Here is a 20,256-nt window from a genome sequence, read left to right on the forward strand (position 1 = left end):
GGAAGGCGAAAGGCCCCGACTCCTCGCGGAGCCGGGGCCCTCGTTCGCGCCTCGGGGGTGGGCGCGATCAGAACTGCTGCTTCTTGTACGCGGGCCGTTCGGGACGGACGACCGGGTGCGCCTTGAGCTGCTCGAGCGACCATTCGATCGCCTTCTCGAGCTGCGGATCGTGGCCGCTGACCATCGCCTCGGGCGTGTTGTCCACCTCGAAGTCGGGGTCCACGCCGTGGTTCTCGATCATCCACCTGCCCTCGGTGCTGTAGACGCCGAAGTCGGGCATGGTCACCACCCCGCCGTCCACCAGCGGCAGGCTGTGGCTGATGCCCACGAGCCCGCCCCACGTGCGCTTGCCGATGATGGGTCCGACACCCTTGAGCTTGAAGTAGTAGGGGAACGCGTCGCCGCCGGAGCCCGCATACTCGTTCGCGAGGATGCACTTGGGTCCGTCCACCGAAGTCTGCGGCGTGCGGAACGGCGCCATGTCGCGGTTCGACCAGTAGGTCCAGGTGGACTGCATGAGCTTCTCGACGAAGAAGTCGGGAATGAACCCGCCGCCGTTGAAGCGTTCGTCCACGATCATGCCGTCCTTGTGCACCTGCGGGTAATAGCCCTTGGTGAACTCCTGCATGCCCTCGATGGCGGTGTTCGGGACGTGGATGTAGCCGATCCTGCCGCCGGTCGCGGCCTGCACCTTGTCGTAGTTGGCGCGCACCCAGTCCACGTAGCGCAGCGACGCCTCGTTGCCGATCGGCTCCACGGTGTACGTGCGGGCCTTCGGGTCGTTCGCCGACGCGCCCACCTTGATCGTCGTCTGTTTGCCGACGGTGCCGATGAAGGCGGAGTAGACGTTCTCCGGCGCGCGCAGCGGGCGGCCGTTCACCTCGAGCAGCAGGTCACCGTCCTTCACGCCGATGCCCGGCTCGCCGAGCGGCGCGTCCACGCGCGAGTTCCAGTCGCGGCCGCGGTAGACCTTCGCGAACCGGTAAAGGCCCGTTCCGGCGTCGAACGAAAAGTCGGCCCCGAGCAGGCCGACGCCGACGCGCGGCACGCGCGGCATGTCGCCGCCGCCGACGTACGTGTGCGAGGTGGACAGCTCGCCGATCAGCTCGCCGAGGATGTAGTTGAGGTCCGAACGGTGCGCGACGTACGGAACGAGCTGGCGATAGCGGTCTCCGATCGCCTTCCAGTCGAGCCCGCCCATGCCCGGGTCGTAGTAGAAGTCGCGTTCGAGCCGCCAGGCCTCGTTGAACATCTGCATCCACTCCTGACGCGGGTCCACCAGCGCCATGAGCTGGTCCGTGGCGAGCTTGCCGTCGCCGGCCTTCTTGTCGGGGGCGACGTCCACGATGCCGACCTGGTCGTCCTTGCGGTACAGCACCTTTTCGCCGTCCTTCGACAGCGAGTAGCCGGCGTCCACGCCCGAGAGGACCGTCTTGTCCTCGCGCTTGTCGAGGTCGAAGTAGTGGAGGCTGCACGGCGCCTGACCGTCCTCGTCGGGCGTCTCGTCGAACGACAGGTAGACCACCTTGCCCTTCGTGGCGGTCAGCGCGGTGTAGCGCCCGGCCGGCACCGGCAGCTCGGCGACGCGCGATCCGAGCCCGGCGAGGTCGATCCGCATGCCGGGATCGGCCGCCTTCTCCTCCTTCGCCTTCGCGCCCTTGTCGTCCTTGCCCTTCGCCTTGTCGTCGGACTTCGCGGCCTCGCCGGGCTCCTCGTCGCTTTCGGGCGCGACCGGCGAGAGCAGCGAGTCCTGCAGCGACATCGCGTACAGCTTGTCGGTCGCCGTGAAGTGCATGTCGAGCTCGAACGTTCCGAACTGCGGCGTCAGCGTCCGACGCGAGATGAAGTAGAGGTACCTGCCCTCGGGATCGAACGACGGCGAGAAGTCGTCCGTCAGCCCGTCGGTCACCGGCGTCACCCTGCCGCTCTCGAGCGAGTAGAGCTGGAGGGTGCCGAAGCCGGCCGGGCTCGGCTTCATGTAGCAGACCCACTTCGAATCCTTCGACCAGCCGTACTGGAACAGCTCGCCGTATTCGCTCTTGTCCATCTGCGTGAGCTTGCCGCTCGCCACGTCGGTCAGCCACAGGCGGCCGGTCTTGTCCGAGAACGCCAGCTTCTTCGAGTCGGGCGACCACTGCGGCCCGTAGCGGAACGTCGCGCCCTCCTTCGTGACCTGTCGCGGCGGCGTCTTGCCGTCGGCGCCGAGCACGTACCACTGGTACTCGCCCGTGGCGTCGGACAGGTAGGCGATCCAGCGGCCGTCGGGGGACCAGGCCGGATTGCGTTCGCGGGCGCCGGGGGTGTTGGTCAGGTTGCGCACGTCGCCCTTCTCGGCCGGCACGCTGAACAGTTCGCCGCGCGCTTCGAGCACCGCGCGCTTCGCCGAAGGAGAGAGGTCCATGCCGGTCAGCCAGTCGCCGACCCGGCGGTACTCGGCGCGCGTGGCCGGCTTGTCGTCGGGGACCTTCACCGAGAGCTTCGTGAGCTTCTCCGAGGGCAGGTCCATCACGTACAGCCAGCCGCCGTTCTCGAACACGATGGCGTCGCTGCCGATGCTCGGCCACTTCACGTCGTACTCGGTGAAGCGTGTGACCTGGCGCTGCGTCTTCTTGTCGAGGTCGTAGGCCCATACGTTGGCGGTGCGGCCGCCGCGGTCCGAGCAGTAGTAGAGCGTGCGGCCGTGGAACATCGGCCACTCGTCGGGCCCGTCCCAGTCCTTCGTGACGTTCTCCGAGGTGTTCCGCGCGAAGTCGTAGACCAGGATGTTCGGCGCGTTGCCGCCGCGGTAGCGCTTCCAGGTGCGGTTGTCGTAGCTCGGGCTGACGTAGGCGATGAGCTTCGCGTCGGCCGACAGGCTGGCGTAGCCGGCGGTCGGCAGCGCGAGCATCTCCTCGAAGCCGCCGGTGGCGGGCACCTTGAAGAAGCGCGTGAAGCGCTGGATCGAGGAGGCGCGCATCGAGCGGATCAGGATGGACTTTCCGTCGGGATACCACTCCGCGACCATGTCGGCGCCGGGGTGATAGCTCAGGCGAAGCGGCTCGCCGCCCACCGTCGGGACCGTGAAGACGTCCGTGTTGCCGTCGTACTCGCCGGTGAACGCGACCGTCTGCCCGTCGGGCGAGAACTTGGGGAAGGCCTCGACCCCTTCGTGGGTCGTGAGGCGCTGCGCCGTGCCTCCGGCGCGGGCCACGGTCCACAGATCGCCGGCGTAGACGAACACGATGCGGTCGCCCTGGATGTCGGGCATTCGCATGAGCCGGCATTCCTCGAGCGCGAGGGCGGGCGCGGCGCTCGCCACGAGGGCGAACAACACGAACAGCGAACGGCGGAGCATGTCGGGGATCCTCCCGGGGTCGCGAGGGAAGCTGGAGTGATGCGGCGTCAGCGCACGCACTCAGCGCCCGCCGCCTCCCCGCGGTCAAGCCGCCGCTCGCCAGCGCGGCGTCCGGCCCGCCGGGCGCGGCGCTGGTCCGCCGCGCCGGGTCCTCGCGGGTGGCGTGCGGGACGGGGGATTCCGGGGTGAAGCCGGCCGCGGTGAGGAGGGCACCGCCCCCTCAAGCGCCGCCCCGGGCGGACCGATAACGCCGCGGACGGCTCACCTCCTCCTTCCGACAGGCACTGGGGACCCGGTATGAAGGTCGGCACGCGCCCGGATCGGCACGGGCACGAGCGCGAACGCACCGTTTCGGACGCGACCCTCAAGGCGGCCGCCTGGTGGGTGGCGCAGTTCGCGCGCACCCTGAAGACCTGCCGGCTCTATGAAGCCGGCAACCCGACCGTGCTCAAGTTCCGCAACGAGCTGTCCACCGCGGCCTCGCGCCTGGTGCTGGATCACGGGGCGCTGACCCTGCGCTTCGAGTCGGCCGACGTGACGCTCGACGGCGAGTCGCTGCACCCGGCCCGCTCGCGCGACGACAACCTCGCGTACCCGTTCCATCGCGACGGCGTGCGCGGGCTGACGTTCAACCCCGGCGTGGACGCGGACGACGTCAACGCGCTCGTGGACGCGGTGCTCGCCGCGACCGGTCCGAACCTCGACGATGGCGACCTCGTGACGCTGCTGTGGGAGTCGAACCTCCGGCACATCGAGGTGGACTACATCCCGGCCGAGGGCGACGTCGGCGAGAGCGATGGCGAAGGGGGCGGCGCGGGCTCGTCGTCGGGCGCTGGCCCCGGATCCGGGCCCCTGCTGCCCTGGCCGACCGTCTCCTCCTCGGAGCCCGCGCCGTCGGCCGACGAAGCGCAGGCCGCGAAGGTGGAGGGCCGCGCCGAGGACTGGCAGCTCGGCGACACGACGGTCGAAGTCGAGGCCAGCTACGTCGAGCTCGACGCGATGGCCGCGGTCGAGGTCGAGCGTTTCCGCGCCGAGTACGAGCGCGAGCACCAGGTGCCCGAGGTGACCGCGGCGGTCGCCATCGCGGCGGCCTGCCGGCGCGCGAACGCGAACGAGCACGACCGCACCGAGATCGGACAATTCATTCCCCGCGTCCTGCGGGCGGCACTCGGAGCGGGCGCGTGGGCCGACGCGCGCGGTTCGCTGCGCGAGTTGCGCGACGAGACGCTCGCGAACTGGTCCGAGGAAACACTGCTCCAGGAGCTCATGCAGCCCGTCTCGATCCAGCGCACGGTCGAGAAGCTCGACGCGCAGGGCGATGCGGCGCTGGCCGAGTTCGTCGCCCTCGCGCAGGAACTGGGGGACGCCGGCGTGGACTGGCTGACGCTCGTGCTGTCGGAGAGCCAGGAGCGGGCGACGCGCCTCGCGCTCGCGCAATCGCTGGCCTCACGCTGCCGCGAGAACCCCGAGCGCCTCGCCCCGTGGCTGACCGACGGACGCTGGTACGTGGTCCGCAACATCGTCCACATCCTCGGCTGGATCGGCGGCCGGGACGTGGTGAACCTGCTGGGCACGGCGCTGCGCCACCCGGACGCGCGCGTGCGCGAGCAGGCGATAGGCGCGCTCACGAACCTCGAACTCGCGCTGGCGCGCCCGCTGCTCGTCAAGGCGCTCGAGCGCGCCCCGACGACCCTGTTCTGCCAGATCCTCCACCAGCTCTCGGGCGAACGGGACCCGGCCACCGCGCGCTTCGTGTTCGCGTTCCTGCAGCAGGAGAAGTTCGCGACCCGGCCCGCCGAGGAACGCCGCGCGATCTACGCCGCGCTCGCCTCGGTGGGCGGCGACGAGGTGGCGAGCGACCTCGAAGCCGAACTGCAGCGCGCCAATTGGTTCGACAAGCAGATCGAGATCCACCGCCACAACGTGGCGCGCTGCCTGGCGCGCATCGGCACGCCGCGGGCGCTCGCGGCGCTCGAACGCGGCGCGCAGTCGAAGCAGGCGACCGTGCGCCAGGCCGCGCAGTCCGCGCTGGCGTGGCTGAGGGGTGCGGCATGAGCGAGCCCGAAGGCGTCCCGGCCCCGGTTGACGAAACGGCGCAGCTCGCCGAGCAGGGCGCGGCCCTGCTCGTGCGGCTTTCGGCGCTGATGCGCACGGCACGGACCTACGACGTGTCGAACCAGGCGTTCCAGCGCCAGATGCGCGAGTTCATGGGCGTCATCCGCGGCCTGCTCGAGGACGCCGAGGAGGCGACGCTCGTGGTCGTCGCGGACTACTTCTACCTGAACGGCGTGCGCGTCAAGGCGCGCGCCGAGATCCTCGGCGCCTACCACGGCCTGCTCGCCGACTTCGAGCGGCGGCAGGTGGGCGGGCTGCGGTTCCTGAACGCGCTCGAGGAAGCCGAAGTCGAGCGCTTCTTCCAGATCTTCCTCGCCGCCGAGGACCCGGCGCTCGCCGAGCGCCTGCCCGAGACCGTGCAGGAGGCCGCGGTCACGAACATCGCGATCGTGCCGGCCTCGGACCTCGAAGCCGAGGACCTCGGCCGCGAGCTGGCGAGCGAACCGAAGCACACGACCGAACGCCGCCGCGCGAAGAAGGTCTTCTGGCGCGCGATGATGGGCGCGAAGCGGATCGTCCTGAGGGCGCAGCAGACCGGCCGGCCCGACCTTCGCCACGCCAAGCGTGTCGTGCAGCCGATCGTGGACAGCATCATGAAACAGGACTACTCGCTCGTCGGCCTTAGCGCGCTCAAGGACCACGACGAATACACGTACGCGCACTGCGTCAACGTCTCGGTGATGTCCATCGGCATGGGCCAGACGCTGCGGCTGCCGCGGCAGGCGCTCGCCGATCTCGGCGTCGCCGGGCTGCTGCACGACCTGGGCAAGATGACCATTCCCGGAGAGGTGCTGCGAAAGCCCGGAAAGCTCGACGCCGAGGAGTGGACGCTCATGCGACGCCATCCGATCGAAGGCGCGATCATGGTGTCGCGCATGCCCGGGCTGTCGGGGGTGATGCTCGACACGATGCGCGCCTGCCTCGAGCACCACATGAACTACAACCGCACCGGTTACCCCGAGATCGACCTCGACTGGGGGCAGGCGACGGTCTCGCGCATCGTCGCCATGGCGGACTGCTTCGACGCCATCACCGCGCACCGCGCCTACGACACCCGCCCGCGCACCCCGTTCGAGGGACTGCAGCTGTTGCTCGGCCCGATTCGCGTGAACTTCGACCCGGCGGTGCTGTGGTCGCTGGTGCGCACGGTCGGCCTCTACCCGGCGGGAACGGTGCTGCAGACGGCGAACAACCACGTGGTGATGGTGATGAGCCCGAACCCGAAGGACGTCACGCGCCCCAACTGCCGGGTGCTCGCGCGCCCCGACGGCACGGCGCCGCCCGACGACGCCCCGGAACTGTGGGAACCCATGCCGGAGTCCGAGCACGCGAACCGCGTCCTCAAGCCCGAGGAGCACCGGCACGACACGAAGGAACTGCTCGCGGCCTGAACGGCGCCGCGACCGCGGACGAGAACCCGGACCGTCGGCGCTCGCGGGCCGCATGCGAAAGGGCGGTGCCGGATCGGCACCGCCCTTCGCGTTTCAGTGAGACCACCGTGCGAGCCTGGACGCTCCCCGTTGTTCCAGCTCCACCGCCGTGGCCCCACCGGTGTGGGGACGACGCCTCGCGTCAGTCCCTGTCGCAGTCGTCGCGGTCGTGGTCGCGCCAGTCGCGGTCGCGCCAGTCGCGATCGCCGACGTCGTACCAGGAGCCGTCCGACCAGCTCATCGTGCGCAGGCACGGCCCGCCGCCGGCGTCGAACACCCGCGCGACCGCGGGGTGGCCGTCGCGCCAGCTGTGCTCGCGGCACGCGCTCAGCGACACGAACCACTGCCCGCAGTAGGGATCGAAGTACCGGTAACGCGGCGCGGGCGAGGCGTGAACGTAGTCGCGCGTGACGACCGGTGCGGAGTGCGCGTTCGAGACCGCGGCGCCGAGCAGGAAGCCGCCGATCAGGCCCGCGACCAGCGGGGCGGCGCCCGACTCGCGGACGACGACGCGTTGTCCGTGACCGTTCCAGCGCGAGGTCGCGATCCGCTTGTAGCGGCCGTGGCCGTGGCCGGCGAACGCGGCGGGAGCGATCGTCAGCAGGGAAGTCGAGGCGAGCAGCGCGACCGCGAGGGTCCGGTGGAGCGGGCTGGGAAGCTTCATGGCAATCCTCCGTTCGTCGGGTGGTGCGTCTTCGAAGCGGGAGGATTGCAGGCGGTGTGCCAGCGTCGGGCCATCGCGCCGGGACGTGATTTCACCGGGGTTTGCGCGCTTGGGGCGCGACTCATGGGGCCGGGCAGGCCCGGGCAACGACGAACGGCTGTGGCGCCTGCGCCACAGCCGTCACACCCCGCCGCCGCGACTCGTCAGGGCCGCGTCACGGTGTGGTTCGTCATCGAGCTGGCGTTCACCCAGCGCACCACGCCGCCGGGTTTGATCGTCACCGAAGCGGGCGAGAACGTGAGCGTGTTCGACGGCCCGACGGTCACCAGGGCCGAGTCGTTCGCCGAGTTCGCGTCCACGACCACGGTGCCCGTCATCCCCGAGCTGCCGTGCGGTATGCAGTGGTAGGCCCACGAGCCGGCGGGGGTGAACACGAACGTCTGCGAGGTCCCGGTGGAAGTGAATCGCAGATCGAACGCCGGTCCGCCGCCGCCTCCTCCCGGATTCGTGGATTTCGACCCGCCGCCTCCGCAGCCGAGGACGACGACCAGAGCGAGCGATGCGAGTGCGGCGAGGGCGAGTGCGACGCGTCGTTTCATGCCTGCCTCCGGAGGTGTGCCTGCGTGCGGGGGACGCGGGAACGGTCCGCAGGTGAGTACCGCCGGGAGTACGCGCGTTACGTGAATCTTCAGCTTCCGCGGCCCTTCTTGGCGGCCCGGCGGGCGACGTCGCCCGCCGGCAGCCGCCCTTCCTGCTGGAGCGCGCGGCGCAGCACGAACTCGAGCTGACCGTTCAGGCTCCGCAGGTCGTCCGCCGCCCACTTCTGCAGGGCGTTCAGGACCGCCGGATCAATCCGCAGCAGGAAGGGCTTGCGATCCGCCACGACTCCCTCTCACTGGTAGAGCGTGCCGGTGTTCACGATCGGTTGCGTCTCGTGCTCGCTGCACAGCACCACCAGCAGGTTGCTGACCATGGCGGCCTTGCGTTCCTCGTCGAGCTGCACGACGCCGCGCTTGGACAGCTCGTCGAGCGCCATCTGCACCATGCTGACCGCGCCCTCGACGATCTTCGAGCGGGCGGCGATGACCGCGCTCGCCTGCTGGCGCCGGAGCATCGCGTTGGCGATCTCGGCCGCGTAGGCGAGGTGGCTGATCCGCGCCTCGATCACCTCGACGCCCGCCTTCTCGAGCCGGGCCTGGATTTCCTTCTTGAGCTCCTCGGCGACTTCGGCCGTGTTGCCGCGCAGCGACATCGCGCCCTCGACGTGCGAGTCGTAGGCGTGCGTCGTGGCCAGGTTGCGCAGCGCCGCTTCGCTCTGCACGTGCACGAAGTCGTCGTAGTTGTCCACCTGGAACACCGCCTCGGCGGTGTCCACGACCCGCCACACCACGACCGCGGCGATCTCGATGGGATTGCCCTCGTGGTCGTTCACCTTGAGCTTCGAGCTCTCGAAGTTGCGCACGCGCAGCGACACCTTGCGCTTGGCGGTGAACGGGTTGGCCCACCACAGGCCCGGGCGGCGTTCGGTGCCGACGTACTGGCCGAAGAGCGTGACGACGATGCCCAGGTTGGGGTCCACGACGAAGAACCCTGCGAACAGGATCATGTCCACGATGAGCGCGAGCATGAACGCGATCGCCAGCGGCGGCGAGTCCATGCGGGCGGCCCAGACGATGCCGCCGGCGCAGCCGATGAGCACCAGCGGCAGAAACACCAGCATCGCCATTCCGGAACTGAACTGCGTGAGCTTCTCGCGAATCATGGTCGGCCTCCTCCTGGGTGGTCAGCTAGCAGGATGATATCATTTCGCTAGCGCCTGTCCATACGCGCGAACCCCGCCCGCGGGTTGCACGCCGGCGGCGGACCCGCCAGTGTGCGCCGCCGAAAGGACTTGCCCGTGAACGACCTGCCGCTCCAGCTCGTGGCGCTCGGCTTCCAGGCGCTCTGCACCCTGGCCCTGGCCGGGGTGCACTTCGGCCTGTGGCGCGCGCAGGCGCGGCCCTACCACCTGAGCTGGTCGCTGGCCTGGACGTTCTACGCGCTGCGCCTCGGGGCCATCTCGATGTTCCTGGTGTCGCGGCACCAGGCGTGGCTGTTCGCGCACCAGACCGTGACGGGATGGGCGGCGCTGCTGCTGCTGCTCGCGGCGCTGCAGTTCAACGGACGCATGCCGTGGCGGCGGGAATACGCGCTGGTCGGCCTCGCCGCTCCCGCGTGGGCGGCGCTGGCGATCTGGGGCATCCGCAACTACGCCATCGCCGGCACCACGTCCACGCTGCTGCTCTTCACCGTGACGCTGTGGACGGCCGCGGTCTTCTGGGTGCGCGAGCGGCGCGAGCCTTCGACCGGCTCGCGGATCCTCGCCTGGGCCTTCACGCTCTGGGCGCTTCACCACCTCGACTATCCGCTGCTGCGCTCGCAGGGTGCCGGGCTGCTGTACGGGGTGTTCGCCGACGTCGCGATCATCGTGCTGGTGGCGGTCGGCACGCTGGTGCTGGTGCTGGGCGAGGGCCGGCGCGCGCTCGCGCTTCGCACCGCCGAGCTCGAGCAGCTCACGCGGCTGTTGCTGCGGGCGCAGGAGGAGGAGCGCCGCCGAATCGCGCGCGAACTGCACGACGAGGCGGGACAGGCGCTGACCGCGCTCAAGATCGAGCTGGACCTGGAGGGCCGCACCACGGCGAGCGAACTGGCGGCGCGGGCGCTCGCGCAGGTCCGCGACGTGAGCAACCTGCTCCGGCCGCAGGCCATTGACGACCTGGGACTGGTGCCCGCGCTGCGCGGCATGGCCGAGGACTTCGCCGCGCGCACGCAGCTCGACGTCTCGCTGGCGCTGCCCGAGTCGGCCAGCTGCCCGCCCGAGACGGCGCTGACGCTGTACCGCGTCGGCCAGGAGGCGCTCACCAACGTCGCTCGCCACGCGGGCGCGAAACGCGCGTGGGTGTCGCTCGAGTTCGACGGCCGCGAGGCGCGCCTGGTGGTCGAGGACGACGGTCACGGACCCGACGCGGCGATGAAGCCGCATCTGGGACTGCTCGGCATGCAGGAGCGCGTTGTGGACGTCGGCGGCAGGCTGTCGCTCGGCCGCGGCGGCCGCGGCGGCATGCGGCTCGAAGCCACGCTGCCGATGACGGGAGCCGCATGAGCTCGCGCGCGCCGATCCGGGTGCTGCTGGCGGACGATCACCCGCTGGTGCGCGCCGGCGTGCGCAAGGTGCTCGAGCAGCAGCCCGCGGTGAGCATCGTCGGCGAGGCCGGGGACGGCGACGAGGCGCTCCGGCTGCTCGCCGAGCTCGAGCCCGACCTGCTCGTGCTCGACCTGAACATGCCCAACCGCGACGGTTTCGCGGTGCTGCGCGAGGCCCGCGACGCCGCACCGGGGGTGCGCATCCTGGTGCTGACGATGCACTCGTCGGTCGAGTACGTTTCGCGCGCGGTGCGTGAGGGCGCCGACGGCTACCTGCTCAAGGACACCGCGGTGCGCGACCTCGCGGCGGCGATCGAGTCGGTGACCGCGGGCCGGCCCTACTACAGCGAGCCTGCGCAGCGCGCGCTCGCCGACTCGGTGCGGCGCCCGGCGGACGCGGCGCCGCCGCTCGAGCGGCTGACCGCACGCGAACGAGAGGTGCTCGCCGGCGTCGCGCGCGGCCGGACGACCAAGGAAATCGCGGCGGAGTTCAACATCAGTACGCGCACCGTCGAGACGCACCGCGCCGCGATCATGCGCAAGCTCGAGATCCGCTCGGTCGCCCTGCTCACGCAGTTCGCGATCCGAGCGGGCCTGATCGAGCCGCCGCCCTCCTGAGCGGCGACTCGCACGTCGGGCCGCACCGCGCTCCGTAATTCCACGGAGCGCGAATTCCGTGGTTCTTCGAATGGCCCGGGGCCGGTTCGGGGCCGATATTCGCCGCTGAATGAGTCACTCCCCGATTCAGCTGCGCACCGCCACGTTCGTGGTCCTGCTGGCCGCGGTCCTCGGTCCCGCGCGGCCCGCGCCCGCGGCCGAAGAGCCTGTGCCCGTGCCGGTTCCGCCGAGCGCTGCGCCCGACAGCCTGCCGAAGCCGCGCGGCATGCAGGACACGGTCACGGTCCTCAAGCCCGTCCTCGTCAGCGGAACGCGCTCCTCGATTCCCGAGCGCAGCAGCGCGACCACCGTCCGCCTCGATCGCGGCCGCGTGAACCGCTACCTGCCCGCGACCACCGCCGACGTGCTGGTCGCCGCGCCGGGAGTGGACGTCGTCAGCACGGGCCCGTGGGCATCGCACGTCTCGATGCGCGGACTCTCGGGCGAGCGCGTGCTCGTCATGGTGGACGGCGTGCGGCTGCAGTCGGGGCGCGGCCACGGCGCGCAGACGTCGCTCGTGCCCGTGGACAAGCTCGAGGGCGTCGAGATCCAGCCGGGCGCGAGCAGCGCGCAGTACGGCTCCGACGCGCTCGGCGGCATGGTCGAGCTGAACACGCACCGGCCGCTGCTCGGAGCGGAGCGGCGGACGAGCCTGTCGCTCAACGCCCGCGGCGCCGTGCCCGGGGACGGCTTCGACGAAAGCGCGCGCGTCCGATGCGTCGGGCCCATCCTCGGGGGCGAGGTGTTCGCGGGGCTCGGCCGCCTGCGCGCCCTGTCCACGCCGAGGGGCGAGGTGCCCAACAGCGGCTACCACGACCAGGACGTCTCGGTGCGCACCCAGGCGCAGCTCGGGCAGGGCGTGTTCGACTACGAGCATTCGACGCACATGAGCCGCGACATCGGCCTGCCGGCGTTCACGTCGTCGGCGGGCGCGAGCGCCGAGTTCCCGCTGCAGTCGCGCGACGCCGACCGGTTCGAGTTCTCGCTGCACGAGTCCGGGCTGCGTCCGGAGCTGCGCCTGCTGGCCGTGCAGCAGCGCTTTCGCACGCACTACGACGAGACGGCTGTGGACAGCCAGTTCGTGCGCGGCCGCTTCGTGGCGCAGCGGACCAACGTGGCGCGCGACAAGCTCACGACCTGGTCGCGAAGCCTGCAGCCGGCCGTGCGCTACGGCGCGCTGCGACTCTTCGGCGAATGGCGCAGGGAGAACACCAGCGGCCCGCGCTCGACGAACCTGGTGGTGCGCAACGCCGCGGGCACCGTCACCTCCGACACCGAGACTCCCTCCGAGAGCGTTCCGCCGGCCCGCCGCGAGGCGCTCGCCGGGGGTGCGGCGGCCGCGGCGACCTGGCGCGGGTTGCGGCTCGAGGGCAGCGTCCGCCACGACTGGCTGCGCTCGCGGGCCGACTCGACGATCTACAGCTTCACGCCGGTCCTCGACGTGACCGACCGGCGGACGAGCGGCGATGTCGGGCTGTCGCGCGCGTTCGGCGCCTGGACGCCGTACGCGCGGCTCGCGACCGGATTCCGCGCCCCGAACCTCGAGGAGCGCTACTTCAACAGCAGCGTGCACGGCGGCCTGCGCGTGTTCGGCAACCCCGACCTGCGCGCCGAGAACTCGGGCACCGCCGAGATCGGCCTGCGCTCCGGCGAAACGCTGGCGGGGCATCTGCGCGCGTTCCGAGTCTCGGTCTACCGCTCGGACGTGGACGACATGATCACGCTCAAGTACATCGGGCAGCTCTACCTCGTGCCGCGCTTCCAGTTCACGAACATCCATCGGGCGCGCCTCGAGGGAATCGAGACCGAGGCCGACCTGCGCCTGGGACGTGTTCAGGCGCAACTGGGCGCCGGCTTCCCGCGCGGACGCGATCGGGAAACGGGCGAGCCGCTCAACGACGTCGGCGCCGCGCGCGCGACGCTCGACCTGCGCACCGCGGCGCCGCGCTTCATCCCGATGGGGCTGCTGTCGCTGCGGGTGCGCTGGACGAACGCCACGCGCGGCACCGAGGACGTGCTGGCGCGGCCGGCCTTCTGGACGGCCTCCGCCGAAGCGAGCGGGGGCTGGTCGAACCTGCGCCTGACGCTCGCCGTCCGAAATCTCACCAACACGCGCTACCAGGAGCCCCTGAGCTTCCTCGACGAGCCCGGCCGCACGTTCACGCTGGCCGCTCGCTGGGACGGCGAGATCAGCGGACTTTCGACGCACCGGAGATCCCGATGATCCTTATTGACTCGACCTGTCGTCCGAAGCCGCGCGAGCTCGACGCTGCCGCGCACTCCGCGCCCGCCGGCTCCGCTCACGCCGTGCGCCGGCCTTCGGAGCGTTGTCCCGGGGCCGCGACGCGGTTGCGGACCATTCGCGGTTCACGGAATACCCATTGGAACGTGCGTGCCAGGTCCCTGCTTCTCGCTCTCGCACTGGCGACCGGCGTTTCGGCGCCGGCCGCCGCACGCACTTCCGCCAACCCGCCGGGCCGCCTCGTGCGGGCGCCCGGGGCAGACCTGTCCCAGCCGCTGCGCGCGAGCGCGGTGACGGCGCAGGCCGTCGGCCTCGCGGCCGGGGCCGTGCAGCTCGACTCGGTCTGGTACGACCTGCAGGACATGGGCTCGATGGGCGAACACGTCGTCGTCGGCCCCGACGGCCGCGTGCACGTCTCGTGGCAGGACGAGTTCTGCGAGCTCGGCGGCCAGTGCCCTCCGAACCTGTCGCTGCCGAATCCGTATCCCGAGCGCGGGCAGGCCTACGCCTGGCGCGACGCCTCGGGCACCTGGCACAACCTGGGCAAGGTGAGCGACCCGGACATCGCGGCGCTGCATTGCTGCGCCAATCCCGATCCGATCGGCGGCTTCGGCAGCCTCACGCTGGCGCCGGGCGGCAAGGTCGCGATCGCCCAGCACATCAACGAGGAAAGCTGCGACCTGCGCGCGCAGTTCTATCTTCAGGAAGCCGTCGGCGGCACGGCCTGGTCGGCGCAGCTTCCGTCGTTCGTCACCCCGAGCGGCAACAGCTTCCTGTTCCCGCAGGTCGCGGCGACGCCCGGCGGCGGATTCACGCTGATGGGCGAGGTGCCGGAAGCCGGCAGCTACGCCGAGGTGAACCAGATCGGCGTGAGCTGGTTTCCGTCGGGCAACACGACGTTCAGCTGCTTCAATTTCCAGGGCGGCGCGTGGACCCTGCCCGCGCCGACGTCGCTGTTCCGCGACGGTTTTCCGGCGTTCCCGGCGATCGCCGCTTCGAGCGACGGGCGGGTCGGCATCGCCGTCGGCGACTTCGGCGGCAACGTCTACCTGATCGAATCCTCGAACGGCTCGTTCGCCGCCGGCACGATCACGATTCGCAACCTGACGAACTACACCGACGCGCAGGTGACGGCGGCGGACTCGACCTCGACGCAGTATCGCGCCTACATCAATTGCGCGATCGCCTACAACGACACGACGCCCAATGTCGTCTGGAGCGAGCTGCAGGCGCGCCGCGTCGGCGGCGTCGTCCAGTTCTACGACTGGCACAGCCGGATCCGTCACTGGAACAGCGTCCGCGGGGCCTCGGTCGTGTACCAGGTGCCCGCGGGCGTCGCCGATTCCTACGCGAACATCGACGAAGGCCTGAACGGCCCGCTGTGCGGCTTCAACTCCATCACCGTGGACTGGCCCCAGGTCGGCTTCTCGGAGGACGGCTCCGAGACCTACATCGCCTGGCTGCGGTTCGTGGACGGCGAGGTGGACCCGACCGCTGACATGCAGCTCACGGGCATCTGCACCGGCGTCGGCTTCGGCGACATCGCCGCCAGCGTGGCGCAGGGGCCGGCCGGCGCGTGGAGCGCGCCCGAGAACCTGACCAACACGCCGAAGTGCGACGAGCGGTTCTTCTCGCTCGCGGCGCGCAATCCCGGCGGCCGGCTGCACCTGATCTACCAGGCCAGCGCGACGGACCAGGCCGGCAGCGCGCTCATCGGCGACCGCGGCGCGGCGCCCGGCAACATTCTCCGCCGCATCGCCTACCTCGAGAAGCGCCCCGCCGCGAGCGTGCTCGCCGTGACGCCCGGAGCCTCGGGGGCCGGCCCGGCGCTGCGCGTGTGGCCCAATCCCGTCTTCGGCTCCTCCCGCGTCCGCTTCGAAGCGGCGCCGGGCACGCCGGCCGGCCGGCTCGCCGAGATCTACGGCGTGGACGGACGGCGCATCGCCTCCCTGCCGCTTTCGTCGGGCAGCGTCCTGTGGGACGTGCGCTCCGCCGGCGGCGGCCGGGTTTCGCCGGGCGTCTACTTCGCCCGGATGTCCGACGACCCCGCTTCGAGCGCGGTCCGGTTCGTCATCGCTCGATGAGCCCCGTGCTCGTTTCGCGATTCATCGTTACTTCCTAAGGAGGCAGCCATGCACCCTGCTCGTACTCTCCTCGCGCTTGCCGTGACCCTGACCCTTGCCTGCGGCGCCGCGAGCGCCGCGGTCGTGACCGAGGAGCATGTTCCCGGCGGCGTCACGCAGCTCAACTGGCTGACCGGCTTCGACACCAACCGCCGGCTCGAGGGACTCACTCTGGGCTCGCTCGACCCCGCCTACGCCAACCCCTCGGGCGACCACACCGTCGGCTCGCTCACGACCGCGATCCCGGACAGCGGTGGCATCGCGCTGTCGTGCGTGGACCCGCTCGGCCAGGCCGACTACGTGTGGGAAGGCGACGTGTTCACCGGCAACGGCGACAGCCGCCGCGGCCTCGTCGTGCGCGCCGACTACGCGTCGAACTTCTCCAACTGCTACGTGTTCGTGCTCTACGCCGGCATGGCCCAGATCCAGTTTCGCAAACTCGCCGGCCAGACGCCGACCTCGCTCGGCACGTGGATCACCGGCACGCTGCCCGGCGGTATTCCGGCGCTGAACAGCTGGCACCACATGAAGGTTCAGGCCACCGCGAACCAGTTCCGGCTGTGGTGGGACAACACCGAGCTGACCGCGGGCAACCCGATCACCGACACGAACAGCCCCTACCTGACGGGCTTCGTCGGCGTGTACAACTTCAACTTCAGCGTCGGCGGCCTGACCGCCCTGTTCGACGACCTCGTGCTCTCGACCGAGCAGGTCGTGCCGGCCGCGAACACGAGCTGGGGGCGGGTGAAGGCGCTGTACCGCTGAACCCCGCGTGACATGCAGCCATCCGGCGACCACCCCCGCGAGCGGGGGTGGTCGCTCTGCGATGGGGTCCGGGCGCCACGAAAGGCGTTGGCGACCATCTTTGACATCGTGTAGTGCGTTCTTTACATCGCACGCCGGGCTTTCCCGGTCGTTCGCGGGATACGGAGTGGACCTCGAACCAGACTGGCATGATCCTCGTCGGCATCTACGAGCCGTTCCGCTCGACGGGCTGGACCGTCGCCGCCATTGAGGCCGGGAAGTATTCTCCGTCCCTCGAGTCCGCCTTCCGCATCGCCGACGCGTTCGGGGTCAGGCTCGACGACGTCTTTCAATGGGTCCGGGACAGGAAGGCCTGAGAAGTTCACGCGTCACGAAAGGAACCGATTCGATGGCGGTCACGTTCTGGAACACGATGGCGGTCGGGAACCTCGAGGTTTCCAGCCGCTTCTACGAAGCCATCGGCTTCAAGATCCGCCCGATGCCCGGCGGCGCGGGCGTCGTGGTCTGCCCCGACGCCAGCTCGATGGTCTGCCTGTTCCCGCAAGCGACATTCCGCTCGATGATCCCGGGCGAGATCTGTGACTCGAAACATGCACAGGAAATCATCCAGAGCGTCACGGCCACCCGGCGGGAGGACGTGGACGCCCTGATCGCCCGCGCGGCGGCCGCGGGCGGTGGTTCGCTCGGCAACGCGAGGGAGGAGCCGTTCGGATACGTGGGTGGCTTCGCCGATCCCGACGGGCATGTCTGGTCGGTGTTGTGGTTCTCGCAGCCCGCGGGCTGAGGTCCCGGGCCCGCGCGCGAACGCATGCGGACGTCGGGCCACGATCGGAGGAGAGATGAAGCGGGTCACCGGGGTGGGCGGCATCTTCTTCAAGGCCGCGAACGCTCCCGCGTTGCGCGAATGGTACAGGCGCCACCTGGGAATCGACGTGCAGGACTGGGGCGGAGCGGCCTTCGACTGGACCGACGACGCCGGTCGGCCGGTGGCGGGAACGACGGCCTGGCACATCCATCCGCGGGAGAGCGACGCCTTCGCTCCGAGCGAGTCGCCCTTCATGGTCAACTATCGGGTTCGCGACCTCGTCGCATTGCTCGCGGCCCTCAAGCAGGAAGGCTGCAACGTGCTCGAGCGGGTGGACGAATCCGAGTACGGCAAGTTCGCCTGGGTCATTGACCCGGAGGGGAACAGGGTCGAGCTCTGGGAGCCGCCCGCGGGGCAGTAGGGAGTAAGCTCCGGTCTCGAAGGCAGTGGCCCCGCCGGGGTTGAGTCGCGGGGGCCGGCCGGCGGAACGCGTCCGTTCCGCCCGGCTGATTCGAGACGGGCCGCGGGGAGGTGGGCGATGAAGGTCCTGCTGAAGCGTGCGTACGAACCGCCGGCGGCATCGGACGGCAAGCGAATCCTGGTGGACCGGCTCTGGCCGCGCGGGATCGCGAAGGCGAAGGCGAAGATCGATCTCTGGCTCAAGGACGTCGCCCCGTCCACCGGGCTACGCAAGTGGTTCGGGCACGATCCCGAGAGATGGGCCGAGTTCAGGAAGCGCTACCGCGCCGAGCTCCGGAACAGCCCGGCGCTCGCGGAGCTCAAGTCGCTCGCCCGAAGGAGCCGGATCACGCTGATCTACGCGGCCCGGGACGAAGTCCACAACGAAGCGCTGCTCCTCAAGCAGATCCTGGACCGCAGCGCCTGACGCGTTCGCGCCCGACGCGCAGCGCGCGGGGTGCGATCGGGGAACCCGTCGTCGGCGCGCTCGCCGGCGCCCGGCGAGCGCGTGGCCGCGGTCTCAGCGCCGGCGCTTCGACTTCGCGCGCCGCGCGGGCGCTCCCGCCCGCCGGGCCGGCGCGCCGTCGGCGGCGTCGCCGCGCCGGGCGGCCGCGAGCAGCGCCCTCGGCGCGCGCACTTCCATCGCCAGCAGCGCGTGCGAGAGCGTCTTGCCCTGTGCGTCGAGCCGCAGGCTGACCGTGCCGCCGCCGCCCAGCGATTCGTGCAGCAGGAAGTTGAGCGCCCACAGGTTCGGCACCTCGTGGCGCTCGACCTTGCCGAGGCAGATTCCCTTGAAGCGCCGCTTGACGACCGCCGCCGTGAGCGTGCGCGCGAGCCACGGGTAGATCTCGGGACTGCGCGCGACAACGCCGACGTTCGCGGTGTCGCCCTTGTCGCCGCTCCTGCCGTGCGCGAGCGCCGACAGCGGAACGCGCACGCTGCCCGCGGCTCCCTTCGCCCTCGGCCAGGCCTCCTTCGCCAGCGGCGCGGGCTTCGGCGCCGGAACCAGCGGCGTCGGCCAGTCGAGCGCGCGCTCGCCCGCGGCGGTCACGAGGCGCGGCCGCACGAGATCGCGGGGCACGAGCGCCGGCCAGTAGGCGACGACCTCCTGCGCCTGCGGGCGGCCGCCGGTCACCGCGACGCCCGGCGGGCCGGAAAGGATCACGGCCGGCACCATCTTCGAGAACGCCTCGATCTTCGCGCGATCGTCGTCGCGCACCGACAGGCGCAGCAGGACCTCGGGCGCCTCGACGGGCGGCGCGAGCGGGCCCCAGCACGCGGAATGACCGATCAGCTCGGTGTGCGTGGCGGCGAACGTCAAGCCGAGGCGCTTCCAGAAGAGCGCCGCGAACGCGCGCGCCTTCGCGGCGGCGTCGGGCGCCGAGATGATGAGCGAGCCGCTCGCCTTCCAGCCGTCGGCGTACGCGGCGCTCACCTTGAGCGAAGCGGGAGCGGGCCGGCCCTTCACGCCCCAGACGCGCACGCGGTCGCGCCCGGCCTGCTCGAGCCGGATGCTCGCGAAGTCGGCGACCACGTCGGGCGTGATGTAGCCGCGCGGATCGCCCATCTCGTAGACGAGCTGCTCCTTGACGGTGCGCACGGTGACCGCGCCGCCGGTGCCGGCGTGCTTGGTCACCACGAAAGAGCCGTCGGCGCTCACCTCGATCAGCGGATAGCCGATCGCCTCGAAGCGCGGAACACGCCGCCAGTCGGTGAAGTTGCCGCCGGTGGACTGCGCGCCGCACTCGACGATGTGCCCGGCGACGATGCCGGCGGCGAGCCGGTCCCAGTCGTCGGCCGCCCAGCCGAAGGCGTGGATCATCGGCGCCAGCGTGATGCCGGTGTCCGTGCAGCGACCGGTCACGACGATGCGCGCCCCGCTCGCCAGCGCCTCGACCACCGGCCACGCGCCGTAGTAGGCGTTGGCGCTGCTGACGCGTTCCCGTACGCCCGCGAACGGCGCGCCGTCGTCCATGTTGTCGAGCGAGGCGCCGGCGGCGTTCAGCTCGGCGATGCGGTCCATGAGGTCGTCGCCGACGACGGCCGCGACCTCGAGCGGCAGGTCGCGCTTCGCGGCGGTCTCGAGCAGGGCGTCGCGGCAGGCGATCGGATTCACGCCGCCCGCGTTGGTGATGACGCGGACGTCGCGTGCGATCAGCAGCGCGAGCGTGTCCTCGACCTGCTTCACGAAATCGCGGGCGAAGCCGGCGCGCGGGTCGCGCGCGCGCTGCTTCTGCATGATGGACATCGTGATCTCGGCGAGGAAATCGAGCGTCACGTAGTCCACCGGCCCGAGCTCGACCTGGCGGCGGAACTGCCCGAGGTCGTCTCCCCAGTAACCGCCGGCGTTGGCGATGCGGATCGTCTCGGGCATGTCGGGGCGGACCTCGGGGTGGGAGTCGGCGGCCGGAGGCGCGTCGGCGCGATCGGGATGCGCGAGACGCCGGAAACGTCACGCCGACGCTAACGGCGGTTTCGG

17 protein-coding genes are annotated in these 20,256 nt (G+C 70.8%); 11 read left to right on the forward strand and 6 right to left on the reverse strand.

Annotation, left to right across the window (positions count from 1 at the left end; translation table 11 throughout):
• Positions 1–67 precede the first annotated feature (67 nt).
• Entirely contained in the window at positions 68–3,334 is a 3,267-nt protein-coding gene (locus IT347_12845; protein MCC6350468.1) for a PD40 domain-containing protein, read from the reverse strand.
• Between the two features lie 297 nt (positions 3,335–3,631).
• Between IT347_12845 and IT347_12850 the strand changes: the two genes are divergently transcribed.
• Complete coding sequence (locus IT347_12850) at positions 3,632–5,389, forward strand: HEAT repeat domain-containing protein (GenBank protein MCC6350469.1); 1,758 nt, start codon at positions 3,632–3,634, stop codon at positions 5,387–5,389.
• Positions 5,386–6,840 carry an HD domain-containing protein gene (locus IT347_12855; protein ID MCC6350470.1) on the forward strand — a complete coding sequence of 485 codons (1,455 nt, stop codon included), beginning with the start codon at positions 5,386–5,388 and terminating at the stop codon, positions 6,838–6,840. Before IT347_12850 ends, IT347_12855 begins: the two co-directional genes overlap by 4 nt.
• A 181-nt stretch (positions 6,841–7,021) precedes the next feature.
• On the opposite strand, the gene IT347_12860 is transcribed toward IT347_12855, so the two are convergent.
• The 4 genes from IT347_12860 to IT347_12875 all read right to left on the reverse strand — a co-directional run bounded on the left by IT347_12860 (position 7,022) and on the right by IT347_12875 (position 9,305).
• Entirely contained in the window at positions 7,022–7,543 is a 522-nt protein-coding gene (locus IT347_12860) for a hypothetical protein (protein ID MCC6350471.1), read from the reverse strand.
• A gap of 203 nt (positions 7,544–7,746) precedes the next feature.
• Positions 7,747–8,142, reverse strand: a complete 396-nt coding sequence (locus tag IT347_12865) for a hypothetical protein (protein ID MCC6350472.1) — start codon at positions 8,140–8,142, stop codon at positions 7,747–7,749.
• A gap of 89 nt (positions 8,143–8,231) precedes the next feature.
• Positions 8,232–8,426 carry a hypothetical protein gene (locus IT347_12870; protein ID MCC6350473.1) on the reverse strand — a complete coding sequence of 65 codons (195 nt, stop codon included), beginning with the start codon at positions 8,424–8,426 and terminating at the stop codon, positions 8,232–8,234.
• Between the two features lie 9 nt (positions 8,427–8,435).
• Positions 8,436–9,305 (reverse strand): SPFH domain-containing protein, encoded by an 870-nt coding sequence (locus tag IT347_12875; GenBank protein ID MCC6350474.1) that lies wholly within the window; start codon positions 9,303–9,305, stop codon positions 8,436–8,438.
• A 135-nt stretch (positions 9,306–9,440) separates the two neighbouring features.
• On the opposite strand from IT347_12875, the gene IT347_12880 reads away from it, so the two are divergent.
• The 9 genes from IT347_12880 (at position 9,441) to IT347_12920 (ending at position 18,204) form a co-directional block, all read left to right on the forward strand.
• Positions 9,441–10,685 carry a hypothetical protein gene (locus IT347_12880; protein MCC6350475.1) on the forward strand — a complete coding sequence of 415 codons (1,245 nt, stop codon included), beginning with the start codon at positions 9,441–9,443 and terminating at the stop codon, positions 10,683–10,685.
• Positions 10,682–11,344 (forward strand): response regulator transcription factor, encoded by a 663-nt coding sequence (locus IT347_12885; GenBank protein ID MCC6350476.1) that lies wholly within the window; start codon positions 10,682–10,684, stop codon positions 11,342–11,344. The genes IT347_12880 and IT347_12885 overlap by 4 nt, the downstream gene beginning before the upstream one ends.
• A gap of 109 nt (positions 11,345–11,453) precedes the next feature.
• Positions 11,454–13,607, forward strand: coding sequence for a TonB-dependent receptor (locus IT347_12890; GenBank protein ID MCC6350477.1), 2,154 nt, complete (start codon positions 11,454–11,456; stop codon positions 13,605–13,607).
• 164 nt (positions 13,608–13,771) lie between these two features.
• Positions 13,772–15,709 (forward strand): hypothetical protein, encoded by a 1,938-nt coding sequence (locus IT347_12895; GenBank protein MCC6350478.1) that lies wholly within the window; start codon positions 13,772–13,774, stop codon positions 15,707–15,709.
• Positions 15,710–15,757: 48 nt separating this feature from the next.
• On the forward strand, positions 15,758–16,513 hold the full coding sequence (locus IT347_12900) for a hypothetical protein (GenBank protein ID MCC6350479.1): 756 nt from the start codon (positions 15,758–15,760) through the stop codon (positions 16,511–16,513).
• Between the two features lie 188 nt (positions 16,514–16,701).
• Positions 16,702–16,869 (forward strand): helix-turn-helix domain-containing protein, encoded by a 168-nt coding sequence (locus IT347_12905; GenBank protein ID MCC6350480.1) that lies wholly within the window; start codon positions 16,702–16,704, stop codon positions 16,867–16,869.
• 32 nt (positions 16,870–16,901) lie between these two features.
• The gene (locus IT347_12910; protein ID MCC6350481.1) at positions 16,902–17,297 is read left to right on the forward strand and encodes a hypothetical protein; all 396 of its coding nucleotides are present in this window, start codon (positions 16,902–16,904) and stop codon (positions 17,295–17,297) included.
• Positions 17,298–17,352: 55 nt separating this feature from the next.
• Positions 17,353–17,739, forward strand: coding sequence for a VOC family protein (locus IT347_12915; protein ID MCC6350482.1), 387 nt, complete (start codon positions 17,353–17,355; stop codon positions 17,737–17,739).
• Positions 17,740–17,856: 117 nt separating this feature from the next.
• Positions 17,857–18,204 carry a DUF488 domain-containing protein gene (locus IT347_12920; protein MCC6350483.1) on the forward strand — a complete coding sequence of 116 codons (348 nt, stop codon included), beginning with the start codon at positions 17,857–17,859 and terminating at the stop codon, positions 18,202–18,204.
• A gap of 93 nt (positions 18,205–18,297) precedes the next feature.
• Here the strand turns inward: IT347_12920 and IT347_12925 are convergent, their stop codons facing one another.
• Positions 18,298–20,151 (reverse strand): DUF1446 domain-containing protein, encoded by a 1,854-nt coding sequence (locus IT347_12925; protein MCC6350484.1) that lies wholly within the window; start codon positions 20,149–20,151, stop codon positions 18,298–18,300.
• Positions 20,152–20,256 lie beyond the last annotated feature (105 nt).

The sequence above is a fragment of the Candidatus Eisenbacteria bacterium genome (genome assembly GCA_020847735.1).
GTDB lineage: Bacteria > Eisenbacteria > RBG-16-71-46 > RBG-16-71-46 > RBG-16-71-46 > CAIXRL01.